Below are 12,218 nucleotides of genomic sequence, written 5' to 3'. Positions count from 1 at the left end.
CAGTGCTGCTGCGGGATTGAGCGGATCTATGTGCACGAAAGCCTGTATGACAGCTTCGTGGCCAAAGCCGTGGCGCTGGTTCAGGGCTATAAGCTGGGCAATCCCATGGATCCCGCAACCACGCTGGGGCCAATGGCCAATGTGCGTTTCGCCAATGAGGTGCGGGCCCAGATTGCCGAGGCTGTGGCTGATGGCGCGACCGCTCATATAGACCCCTTTGCCGCCGATGATGGCGGCGCTTATCTGACGCCGCAGATCCTGACGGATGTGACCCATGACATGCGGGTAATGCGCGAAGAAAGCTTTGGCCCTGTGGTCGGCATTATGAAGGTCTCTTCTGATGCGGAAGCGATCCGGCTGATGAATGACTGCGACTTTGGTCTGACGGCGTCGCTCTGGACTGCGGATGTGGAGCGCGCCGCGCGCATTGGCGATCAGCTGGAAACTGGCACGGTGTTTATGAACCGGGCGGATTATCTGGATCCCGGCCTCTGCTGGACGGGCTGCAAAAACACCGGGCGCGGGGGCGGGTTGTCGGTGATCGGCTACCAGAACCTGACGCGCCCCAAATCCTACCATCTGAAAAAGGTGACCTCATGAGCCTTGTTGGAAACTGGTCTTATCCGACCACACTTAAATTTGGCGCGGGCCGCATTGCGGAGCTGGCAGACGCCTGCGCGCAAGTCGGCATCACCAAGCCGCTTTTGGTCACCGACCGCGGGCTGGCACCGCTGCCGATCACATCCGCAACGCTGGATATTCTGGAGGCCGCGGGTCTGGGCCGTGCGATTTTTGCCGAGGTCGACCCGAACCCAAACGAGATCAACCTCGCAGCGGGGGTCGCGGCCTATAAGGCGGGCGGCCATGATGGGGTCATCGCCTTTGGCGGCGGCTCGGGGCTGGATCTGGGGAAAATGGTGGCCTTTATGGCAGGCCAAACCCGTCCGGTCTGGGATTTTGAGGATATTGGCGACTGGTGGACGCGGGCGGACAGCGACGCAATTGCGCCGATCATTGCCGTGCCCACCACCGCAGGCACCGGCTCCGAGGTGGGCCGCGCCAGCGTCATCACCAATTCTGAAACCCATGCCAAGAAGATCATCTTCCACCCCAAGGTGCTGCCCGCTGTGGTGATCTGCGACCCGGAACTGACCGTGGGCATGCCGCCCGCGATCACCGCAGGCACCGGATTGGACGCTTTTGCCCATTGTGTGGAGGCGTTTTCCAGCCCGCATTATCACCCGATGAGCCAGGGCATTGCGCTGGAGGGCATGCGTCTGGTCAAGGATTACCTGCCGCGCGCCTATGCCGACGGCCAGGATCTGGAGGCCCGTGCCCAGATGATGTCAGCGGCGATGATGGGCGCGACCGCCTTCCAGAAAGGCCTTGGCGCCATCCACGCCATGAGCCACCCCGTGGGCGCGCAGTTCAACACCCACCACGGCACCACCAATGCGGTCTGCATGCCCGCGGTGCTGGCCTTCAACGCGCCCGCCATCCGCGACCGCTTTGATCAGGCGGCGGCTTACTTGGGGATCGAGGGCGGCTTTGACGGCTTCTGCGCTTTTGTTCAGGATCTCAACAACCGTCTTGGCATTCCCTCATCCCTGCGCGCCCTCGGCGTCACCGAAACCGCCATCCCCGCCCTCGTCAAAGACGCAATCACCGACCCCTCCTGCGGCGGAAACCCAATCAAACTCACAGAAGAAAACCTCACAACGCTCTTCGAAAACGCATTGTGAGCCGAACTGGCCCTCTGGTTTGCCCGGGGGGCCAGCGTCCCGCATCGGATATGTGATCCGGTTCAGTAGCCCCCTGACAGGGTCAGCACTTCACCGGTCATAAACCGGCTTGCATCGGATGCGAGAAACACCGCTGCCCCGACCATCTCGTCGGCCGTTCCGGCGCGGCCCATCCAATTGGCCTGCGCAACATAGGCCTGCCAACCCTCTGGATCCGTCGCCTTGCGATCGGCATTGCGGTCTGTGTCGATCAGCCCCGGCGATAGGGTGTTGAGGGTGACACCTGTTTGCGCATATTCACGCGCCTGGCTTTGTACCAGATTGTGCTGGGCCGCTTTGGTCGCGGCATAGGCGGTGACCACCGGTTTAGGACCCGACTGATTGATCGAGCCAATATTGACCACGCGCCCCCAACCCTGCGCCGCCATCAAAGGCAGGGCCCCGCGCAGCATGTCCACGGTTGCACGCAGATTGACGTCAATCTGAAAGCTCAGATCCGCATCGGTGAGCTGGTCCAAAGGGGCATTGATCTGCGCGGACGCATTGATCACCAAAATGTCCAACTTGCCGGCCCGCGCCTCGCAGCTGCGAATGAGCGCGCTGCCCATAGATCGTTCAGCCAGATCACCAAAAATCGCCTCGGCGCTGCCGCCAGCTTCTGTAATGGCCGTGACGGTTGCCGCAGCGCTGCGTTCCGTTTGGCCATGGGCAAACACATGCGCGCCTGCAGCCGCCAGCCCTTGGGCAATGGCCGCGCCAATGCCACGGCTGGCGCCGGTCACCAGCGCGGTGCGACCGCTGAGATCAAACAGCGCATTGGGGGCGTAATTCATTCAGGCCTCCAGCTTGAAGGAATAGGTTGGCGCGCCAGACACTCCAGCGTCAAATGCGAAAATGCCGCCGGACAGGGGCGCCTCGGCCAATGTGGCGGCGGGCAGACGGGTGCGGGCGCTGGTCACAAAGAGGGTTTTGTTGTCAGCGCCGCCAAAACACAGGCTGGTCGGGCGCGGGACGGGCATATCAACGTCAAAATCAACCTTGCCGTCTGGCGTGAACCGGCGCAGTTTCCAGCCATCCCAAAGCGCGCACCACAGGCCGCCTGCCGCATCCACCACAAGGCCATCCGGGCGCCCGTCATCGGCATCTACCTTGGCGAAAACCCGACGATTGGACAGCTCTCCGGCACCGGGGACGCAGTCATAGGCATAGATCAGCCCCGGCACCGTATCGACAAAATAGAAAGTGCCGCCATCGGGGCTCCAGGCCAGCCCATTGGACACCGTCAGCCCGCTTTCCCGGCGCAGCCAGTTCCCGCTCTGATCCACACGGTAGAGCCCGCCTGTTGGTTTTGCCGCGTCCATCCGCATTGACCCCACCCAGATCGACCCGCCGGGTCCGATTTTGGCATCGTTCAGGCGGTTTTCATGCAGACCAGCTTCCGGGTCACAGAACGGCAACAAGTCACCGGTGTCAAAATCCAAAATCTCAACGCCATCCTGTGTGGTGACAATCAGCGCGTCGCCCAGAGTTGGCAGAACCGCGCTGACCAGTTTCTCCAGCACGCAGGCCTCGTTCACGCCGGTCTCCGGGTTCAGCCGGTAAACCGCCGGGCGCAGAATATCGACCCAGTACAGCCGTTTATGACCCTCGTGCCAGACCGGCGCTTCGCCCAGCTGTGCCCCCCACGGCAGGACACATTCGATCTCCATCGGCTTGGTCTTGCTGTTTTTGGCCCGCGGTTGCGGCCGCGAAGACAGCGCCACAGCGCCGGCCGCACCGGTGATCCGACGGGCCGCTGCGATCAGATCGCGGCCCGCCGGGTGAATGTTTTCTTCGCTCAGGCGCGAGGCCGGGGCAAGGATCGTCAGCGCCCCCAGCGGCGTGCCATCGGGGGCTGACACCACGGACGAGACCCCATTCACACCGGGCAGGAACTCCTCATAGGACACCGCATAACCACGGGCTTTGGTCAGGGCCAGATCCCCTTCCAGCGCCTTTTGCGCTGTCAGCGTGGTGGCTGTGTGTTGCTCCAGCGTGGCGGCATCCAGATAGGCGCGGGTAAAAGACGGGTCTTGAAACGCCAGAAACGCCTTGCCCGCCGCGGTACAGTAAAGCGGCTTGCGATCGCCCACTCGCACATGCACACAAAGCCCCACACCCGAACTTTCGGCCACATAGACCACGCCGTCATTGTCCAGCTTGCACAAGGCAACGGTTTCGCCCAGTTCAGCCGACAGGCGGTCAAGCTCGGCACTTGCGACTGAAATCAGGTCAAAGCTGTCCCAGACCTTGTGAGACAGCTCCAGGAACCGCGGCCCCAGCGTATAGGTCCCCTGTGCCTCGTCGTTGCGCACCAGTCCAAAGGCCGTCAACGTCCGCAAGATGCGGGCGAAGGTCGGCTTGGACAGCCCCGATGCCTTCAGAAGTTCCGCAAATCGTTGCGGCTGGTCGGCATCTGCCACCAGATTAAGGAGCGTCAGCCCCTTGGCCAGAGCCGCCGCACCCGCTGGGACATTCTTCGTATCGGGTTCACTTTCCAAGACAACGCACCTCTCTGGCGTGGTTTTCAACTGCCGTCCCAAGCCTTAATCGCATTTCGCCTGACCTTTAACAGCAATTGACGCGCCGGGCGGCGCCTCTGCGGTCAGAAATGGGTCACAGGCCCGCATTATCGCCCACTGGCGCCATAGACCAGTTCCGGCAGGAACAAAGTCACGGATGGGACAAACGTAATGACCAGCAAGGTGATCACAATCGGGATGTAGAACGGCATCATCGCCCGCACCAAAGCCCCGTAAGAGATCTTGGCCACATCCATCATGATGAACAGGATCACACCAAAGGGCGGGGTGATCGCGCCGATCAGAAGGTTGAAAATCATCATCACCCCAAACTGCGTTGGATCAATGCCAAGCGTCCCCACAATTGGCCAGAGCGTGGGCACCGCAATCAGCATGATCGCCGTGGTCTCCATCACCAGACCTGCCACCAGCAGCATCAGATTGATCAACAACAGCAGGATGATCGGGTTCTCTGACACCGACAGCAGGAAGACCTGCAAGGTTTCGGGCACGTTCAGAACTGAAATCAACCAGGAAATCGGCGCGGCGCAGGCCAGAATGAACACCAGCGCCCCAATGGTGAACACCGTGCTTTTGGTCGCATTCAACAGCGCCGCAAAGGTCAGCTCGCGCATCCAAAGGCCAAGGATAATGGCATAGACCGTCACAATCGCTCCCAGTTCCGTGGGCGTGGCAACCCCCGACAGCAGCCCCGCCACCAGCAGGAACGGGGCCATCAAACCGGGCAGGGCGCGCCAAGCTGAACAGGTCACGTCGCGGAATGTGGCGCGCGGGCTGACCGGAGCTTCGACCTTTTTGGTGACCGCCAGAATGTAGATCAGGATCATCAAAACCGCGCCCAGAAACAAGCCCGGAACAATGCCCGCAAGAAACAGCTTGGCAATGGATTCACCCGACAGCACCGCATAGATCACCATAATCACACTGGGTGGGATGATTGGCCCGATGATTGAGGACGAGGCCGTCACAGCGGCGGAAAACGCCTTGCCGAAACCTGCTTTCTCCATCGCTTTGATCTCAATCGCGCCAAGGCCCGCCGCATCAGCCGCCGCCACGCCGGACATGCCGGAAAACACGATCGAGGCCAGGATGTTCACATGCGCAAGCCCCCCGTGGACATGGGCCACCAGGGATTTGGCAAAGGTAAAGATCCGGTCTGCAATCCCGGCGGCATTCAGCAGATTGCCTGCAAAGACAAACAAGGGGATCGCCAACAGCGGAAAGCTTTCCAAGGACGGTGCCATACGCTGTGGAATGATGCGGATACCCGCCGCCTTAAACAGGGGATTGTCGCCAAAGATGGATTGATAGGCAATGAAACCAGCCGCCGCCGTCAGCATGGCAAAAGGCACTGGCATGCGCAGGAAAATAAGGCCGAACAAAAGGGCCAGAAGAAGTAGAGCTTCCATATCAGACAAGCGCCTCTTGGTCTTCTTTGCGTTCAAAGATCACGTCATACAGCGTCGACAGAATGATCGAACAGAAGCAGTAAATGAGCGGGATCGAATTGTAGTAAGCAATCGGAAAATTCTGCGGCAGGGAAATCGTGCTACGCCTGAACTCCACCTTCAGGATGGGTCCGATATGGGCCAGCAGCACCCCGAGCGTGACCACGGTCAACAGCGACATAACCACCCCCAGACCCCGCGCCAAAGCGCCTCGGGGGAAGAGATCGACCAGAATATGGCGCTTTTCCTTGGCCGCAATCGCCGCTGCGATCAGGGTCAGGAGGATGAAAAAGATGGTGACCAGCTCCTCCATCCAGGGCACCGGCGCGTTGAACACATAGCGCGCAATGACCTGAAACACGATCGTTCCAACAATCAGCGCGACCAAAGCCACGCACACCGCCATTTCGACCTGGCCCTGAATGCGGATGAATGTTTTGATCGCCTGGCGCATGAGGCCTCCGTTGTGCGTGAGAACTGGTCCAGAGCGCCCCTTGACGTGGTGGTTGGGGACCGGGTTTTGGAGGGCTCTGGAATATTTGGGGCCGGGCAGGGGACTGCCCGACCGAAGTTTAATGTCCTACTGCTGCTGAACTTTTTCAAACAGCCCGGGGCTCCACAGACCATCGGCTTCCGCTTTGGCCACGCCTTCAAGGGCGGCGGCTTGCAGCGCGGTTGTGTCGTAGTCCAAAATCTTGGCGCCGGCGGCCCGCATCTGCTCCAACACCGCGTCGCGGCGCGACGAGGCATCCTCAAAGGCAAAGGTGGCGGCGTCCTCAGCCGCTTTTACCAGGATTGCCTGATGGTCCGGCGACATCGACTGGAACTTGTCTTCGTTGATCATAATGGCCGACGACGCCCAGACGTGGTTGGTCATATAGACGTTTGGCGCAACCTCATGGAACCGCTGAGAGATCGCAGCCGTGGGCGGGCCTTCCGCGCCATCCACAACCCCAGTGTTCAGACCCAGATAGACCTCGCCCCAAGCGACCTGTGTCGGCTGCGCGCCAAGGGCCGTCCACAGGCCAAGATAAGACGGGATCTGCGGGATGCGCATTTTCCGGCTGTCAAAGCTGCCATCGCTGGGCAGCGCGTCCACCATAAAGGCAATCCGCGGTTCGGTTGGGCCGCCGGACAGCACGCGGATGCGGGCCTCTTCACGCATCTCTGTGGTCAGATCCTGAAACAGGTCAGAGCGGAAGAAATCAAACACATGGTCGCTGTCGCGGAAGGTGAAGCCCCAGGTCATGATCTGCGTGTCCGGCGCATAGGCCGACAGCCAAGACCCGGCCGTTCCCAGCGCATCCACAGATCCGGTGGACATCTGGTCCATCACCTGCGGCGGCGTGCCAAGCTGGGTGCCAGTAATGTAGTTGACGGTAATATCGCCGCCCGAGCGGTCTTCGACCAAGCCTTTGAAATGCTTGTTCATTCGGTCCATCTGGCTGTCGATGGCATCAGAGTTCACAAGCGTCAGTGTCTCGGCAGAGACCGCAAACGCCATTGTGCACGCGGCGACTGCACTCAGCAGGGTGGTTTTCATAGTCACGGTTTATTCCTCCTCCATTGAATATTCCGACGATGTTGGTGTGCATGCCCAAGCGAGCTTTATTGGGTCACGCGCAGGTCTTACAGGGGCTCCAGCAGATCCAGAGCCGCCTGCGATAGCGCCACCCCCAGCCCATGGCCGGTCGGCGGTGTGTAATACCCCTCTTTGCACTCCATATCGCCGATCAGAAGACGGCGGTTTGGTTCAAAAATTGAATGCTGGAATTCGTGAAATTTGGTCATCTTCAGCGCGCTCGATGCCTGAAGGCTGGCGGCAAGGAAAATCCCGGCGCCAATGGTTGCATGGGGGATCACATCGATGCCATGCGCCTCGGCCAGTTGGCCAATGCGCATGAAATTGGTAATACCCTTGTGGCCCATCTCTGGCTGCACAATCGCGATTTTGCAGCGTTCGATCCGGTGCAACATGTCAAAATGTGTGCGCCATTCTTCCCCAACTGCAATCGGCGTGTCGCAGGACGCAGTGACCTGCGCCAGCGCGGCAATATCTTCGGTGCGCACGGGGGCTTCGGCAAACCACAGATCATGGGCAGCCATGGCATTGATCAGACCCAGTGCCGTGTCAGCCGTCTGGTTCCAGTGCAAATCCGCTGCAATCTGCGCCTCGGGGCCAAGCGCGGCACGCAGGGCCGCGATTTCTGCAGCCGGGCCATCATCAGCCACTGGGGTGGCGAATTTAAAAGCGGAAAACCCGCGCGCCTGCCAGGACTGGGCAAGCGCCACGCGCGCCGCGAGGGTTTCTTTGGGCAGGCCAGAGATATAGGCCGGGATACGATCATGCTGCGCCCCCCCCAACAGGGTGGAAATCGGGGCCTTGGCGATTTTTCCGGCAATGTCCCACAGCGCAATGTCAATCGCACAGAGCGCATCCACATAGAAGCCACCAGTATAGCCGCGCACGCGCATCAGATCGTAAAGATCGTCATAGATCGCGGCTGGATCGGTCGGATCCCGGCCGATGGTGAAATCGGCCAGCAGGTCCTTGATCAGTTCCCCTACCGCACCGGGCGCGACCAGCCCATAGGTCTCTCCCCAGCCAACCGTGCCATTGTTGGTCTCAACCCGCACCAGGATCGAGCGGTCAAAAATCGGATAGACCGTCCGATTGCCCAGCCGCACCAGATAGCCCTTTTCATTGGGTGTTTCGCCGGGACGTGCCGCCCCAAGATAGGGCACATCCCGCGACTGGGTAAGCGTAAAGGCTTGAACAGATGTGACAACCTCAGACACGCGTCAGGCTCCTAAGCGGTTTCGCCGATGCCCAGCTCGGACAGGTTTCTGTCAATATCAGCAGTGGCAAAGTCATCAAGCTCGGCCGTTGGAGCCCGCACCACCGCATTGTCCAGCACGCCGCGCCGCATCATGGTGTGTTTCGTCAGGCGCATGCGATACACGGCCTGCAAGGTAAGCAGCGGCAGGGTCCGCACATAGATATCGCGGGCGGTCTTTTGGTCACCTTTGCGCCACGCCCGGTCCAACGCGACATGTTCGCCCGCTATCTCGAGCGCAGGCATGGCCGCACAGGCTCCGCGTTCGTATTCATCCAGAATATAGCGCGCGCCGCCGCCGCCGATGACCCCCAGAAGCGTGTCGGGTTTGTCGCCCAGGATCGATGTGATCGCCGGCCCCGCTGGCAGGGTCTCTTCTTTGACATAGGCGATCTGCGGGAATTGATCGACGATCCTCAAAATCGTGGCTGGCGACAGGTCAGACCCGCGTGGCGCCGGGGCATTTTGCAGGATGATCCGCATCTCTGGCAGCGCGTTTACAATCGGCTCAAAAAACGCCGCAACATCGGCAAAACCTGCGCCAATGGCTTTGGGTGGCTGGATCATCAGCCAGGAAATCCCCAAGGCTTGCGCCACCGTCCCATGTGCGATGACCTGATCTGCGGTCTCGGCACTGGCGCCCGCGACAATCGGGATGTGACCCTCCGCTGCGCGGACCACCTGCGCCAGCAAATCTTCCCGCTCTTGCGGCTGCAGATGCTCTACTTCGCTGGCGAAGCCCGGAAACACAACACCATCAACGCCCGCCTCGATGGCATAGCGGACAAGGCCCGGCATGGCCCCAAGATCGACCTCGCCGTCCCTTGTGAACGGCGTCGGCAGGACGGGGAGTATTCCATTTAGCATCGCGGTCATTGTAAGGTCCACATTATGATACTTTAAAACATATTTTGACACTAGCGCGAAGATCTGGATATAGCAAGACCAGATCCAAACAGAGAGAAACCCCACTATGGCGACCTTCAAATCGGTTCCAAAACCTTATTAAAAAAGACAATTGTCGTGACTGGGGCACCACATCCCTGCGCTGCGTCTTGGTGAGCGCCACCGGCGACATTCTTGCCACGAAGGAATCGGAAGGCGGAGTTCAGTTCGTTTCAGACGGCGACTAAGACCACGCGGGATGACGATTGGACCGCAATGGCGCACGGCGCAGAGGTCGCGCGGCACACCAGCGGCAAAGACGTGGCCTTTCTGACGCAGCTGTTTTCCGTCCGCACCGGCATGCTCGCCGCAGAACTGGACCCCTCGCACATGCGCAGCGACCTCTCGGGTCTCGTCATTGGCAGTGAATTCCGGCAGGCGCACAACTTGCGCCTCGTGCGCCCGTCACGCCCCAACTTCCAAGGCGAGATTTCACAGAATTTTATCTCCTTACTCACGTTGATTTGGCGTTTTCCTGACGCGGGTCCAACAGGCTGTTGGGGCCGGATGTGGCGTTATGTCAGCCACCTTCGGCGTGTTACGAGTATGGAGGATATTATGCCCAACCCCACCGATCCGCTGAACATTCGAAATCTCTTGGCGGAGGAGATCCGCAAAGACGCGGCCGCGCTGTCCACTGGTTACCCACCGGAAAAAAGCGTTCCCAACAGCAATCAGACCAAGCCGTATATCTTCAATTTCACCAAAGGCTTTGAACATGGGATCAATGGTCTCATGGTCGACCCCCATGAATACGACGACTTTATTGACGGCACGGACTCTCATGACCCGCTGCCGTTCTCCCGCGCAAACGCCTTTCGCGGGGAGCACCATACAGCCCGCGCAGAAGGCAAAGATCCCGAGGCCATGCCGGGGATGGACAGACATCGCGAATGGGAAAGCCCGACCGCCGGTCATGCCTTTGTCCTAGAAGGCCCGGATCCGCAGGCGATCCCAATGCCACCTGCACCCGAAGCGGGCTCAACCGAGCTGGCGGCCGAAATCGCGGAAGTGTACCAGATGGCGCTCGCACGGGATTGGTGTCTGGCAGCCTTCATGCCAAAGGATCTGGTCCATAACCTGAAGCCAGCCTCTGGGGGAAAACTGTCTTCGAAGGAAAAGGATGCGATCCATGCCTGCCACGACAAGGTCAAACATGCGATCAAAACCCTAAGCGACCTGCGCTGGTTCAAGGGCGAAACCAACAAGCTGGATATTGGCGATCCGCTGCAACGGGCGCGCCGTCGCTGCGGTCATGCCCCAACCCTGAGCACGCTGTTCCGCGGCAAAGGCGAAGACGCAGGGCCAACCCCGTTTCTGTCACAGTTTATGGTTATGGGGTCAGGAGGCGCCAAGCGCGACTTTACCGCCCGCGCAACCGGCAAGATTGCCTTTGGTGCGCAGCAGATCGATCAGAAGGTCAATATCGCCATCCCGGGCAAAGACTACATGACCACCTGGATCGACTATGTGGATGTGCTCAATGGGGCCAATGTGCGGCGCAAAAACGCGCCCAGCGAGATCCTTCAGGGCAAGACACGTCCCATTGCCACGATCCGCGATATGGCAACCTATGTGCATGATGACGCGCTCTATCAGGCCTATCTGAATGCCGCATTGATCCTGCTGGACGAAGGGTTTGCCACGGACCGTGGTATTCCATACCACAAACATTCAGAGCAGGCCGACCCGATCAAAGCCAACCGCGAACCCTTTGCGCTGTTTGGCGGCCCCCATCTTCTGACGCTGGTGACCGAAGTGTCCAGCCGCGCGCTGAAAGCTGTGCGCTATCAGAAGTTCACCGTCCACCGCCGCCATCGCCCGGAACACACGGCCGCGCTGTTGCATACGGTTCTGTCAGGCTATGAGCCCCATCGTGATCTGAAAAACGACAAACGTTTCAAAGGCCAGGTGAAGCCCTATGCACAGGGCGATGGGTCATTCGAAGCGACCGCCCGCCGCCAGTTGGGCAACACCATCGCCCACTATGTGGACAGCCCCGGGGCCAGCACCACACCGGGCGAACCGGCGCTCTATGCGATCCTGGAAGAGGTCCGGAAACACAACGCGGATCAGAACAAGAAACACTATGCGCCGCAGCCCCATCACAATTGGCTCTTGCCCATGGCCTTTGCCGAAGGGTCGCCCATGCACCCGGCCTACGGGGCGGGTCATGCGACGGTTGCCGGGGCCTGTGTCACATTGCTGAAGGCGTTCTTTGCGATGACCAATGACGACGGCACGCCGGTCAAGTTGGTCGAGGACAGGGAACACGCCCTTGTGCCCGGCTGTCCAGCGCAGTCGAAAACGCCAGAAGACGTGAGACTGCTGGCCGTTCAAATGGACAATGGCCTGACGCTGGAGGGCGAGCTGAACAAGCTGATCTGGAACATCTCCAACGCCCGCAATATGGGCGGCGTGCATTTCTACACCGATTACATCGAAAGCGCCCTTCTGGGCGAAGCGATCACGATCGGTATCCTGCGTGAACAGATGCTCTGTTATCACCCCAACGAAGCCGTCTCCATGACCGTGCCATTGATCGTGCCGCGCAAGCTGCCCGCCGCCCTGCTCAGCGGTCCCACCAACCTGACCCCGCATGACATTGTCAGCGCTGTTGTCATCAACAGCGATGGGAGCCTGTCGGCGGCTTGATCTGTGAAG

General features: G+C 60.0%; 10 protein-coding genes and 1 pseudogene. 4 read left to right on the top strand and 7 right to left on the bottom strand.

The features are described 5' to 3' along the window. Nucleotides 1-600, top strand: a 600-nt coding sequence (locus tag TRM7557_RS05105) for an aldehyde dehydrogenase family protein (protein ID WP_131727519.1), incomplete at its 5' end; no start/stop codon positions are given. Further along, a complete protein-coding gene (locus TRM7557_RS05100; RefSeq protein ID WP_058289134.1) occupies nt 597-1,742 on the top strand; it encodes an iron-containing alcohol dehydrogenase in 1,146 nt (381 codons plus the stop codon). The genes TRM7557_RS05105 and TRM7557_RS05100, both read left to right, overlap by 4 nt. Before the next feature lie 62 nt (nt 1,743-1,804). On the opposite strand, the gene TRM7557_RS05095 is transcribed toward TRM7557_RS05100, so the two are convergent. From TRM7557_RS05095 to TRM7557_RS05065, 7 genes are all read right to left on the bottom strand, one after another. Then, nucleotides 1,805-2,575: an SDR family NAD(P)-dependent oxidoreductase gene (locus TRM7557_RS05095; protein ID WP_058289133.1), complete on the bottom strand. Its 771-nt coding sequence runs from the start codon at nt 2,573-2,575 to the stop codon at nt 1,805-1,807. Further along, a complete protein-coding gene (locus TRM7557_RS05090) occupies nt 2,576-4,282 on the bottom strand; it encodes an SMP-30/gluconolactonase/LRE family protein (RefSeq protein WP_058289132.1) in 1,707 nt (568 codons plus the stop codon). A gap of 128 nt (nt 4,283-4,410) precedes the next feature. Further along, complete coding sequence (locus tag TRM7557_RS05085) at nt 4,411-5,733, bottom strand: TRAP transporter large permease (protein WP_058289131.1); 1,323 nt, start codon at nt 5,731-5,733, stop codon at nt 4,411-4,413. A gap of 1 nt (nt 5,734) precedes the next feature. Next, complete coding sequence (locus TRM7557_RS05080; protein ID WP_058289130.1) at nt 5,735-6,226, bottom strand: TRAP transporter small permease; 492 nt, start codon at nt 6,224-6,226, stop codon at nt 5,735-5,737. A gap of 126 nt (nt 6,227-6,352) precedes the next feature. Beyond that, the gene (locus tag TRM7557_RS05075; protein ID WP_058289129.1) at nt 6,353-7,315 is read right to left on the bottom strand and encodes a TRAP transporter substrate-binding protein; all 963 of its coding nucleotides are present in this window, start codon (nt 7,313-7,315) and stop codon (nt 6,353-6,355) included. An 86-nt stretch (nt 7,316-7,401) separates the two neighbouring features. Then, the gene (locus tag TRM7557_RS05070) at nt 7,402-8,571 is read right to left on the bottom strand and encodes a mandelate racemase/muconate lactonizing enzyme family protein (RefSeq protein ID WP_058289128.1); all 1,170 of its coding nucleotides are present in this window, start codon (nt 8,569-8,571) and stop codon (nt 7,402-7,404) included. A gap of 11 nt (nt 8,572-8,582) precedes the next feature. After that, nucleotides 8,583-9,485: a dihydrodipicolinate synthase family protein gene (locus tag TRM7557_RS05065; protein WP_058289127.1), complete on the bottom strand. Its 903-nt coding sequence runs from the start codon at nt 9,483-9,485 to the stop codon at nt 8,583-8,585. Between the two features lie 204 nt (nt 9,486-9,689). Here TRM7557_RS05065 and TRM7557_RS20455 point away from each other — a divergent pair. Together TRM7557_RS20455 and TRM7557_RS05060 are read left to right on the top strand one after the other, a co-directional pair. Further along, nucleotides 9,690-9,929: pseudogene (locus tag TRM7557_RS20455) on the top strand (2-dehydro-3-deoxygalactonokinase); the annotation flags it as partial. Nucleotides 9,930-10,112: 183 nt separating this feature from the next. After that, nucleotides 10,113-12,209, top strand: coding sequence for a phosphatase PAP2 family protein (locus TRM7557_RS05060; RefSeq protein WP_165592407.1), 2,097 nt, complete (start codon nt 10,113-10,115; stop codon nt 12,207-12,209). Nucleotides 12,210-12,218 lie beyond the last annotated feature (9 nt).

It is taken from the genome of Tritonibacter multivorans, from assembly GCF_001458415.1.
Taxonomy (GTDB): Bacteria; Pseudomonadota; Alphaproteobacteria; order Rhodobacterales; family Rhodobacteraceae; genus Epibacterium; species Epibacterium multivorans.
Note: the sequence above shows the minus strand (reverse complement) of the source record. Positions and strands in the feature narration are given on the sequence as shown.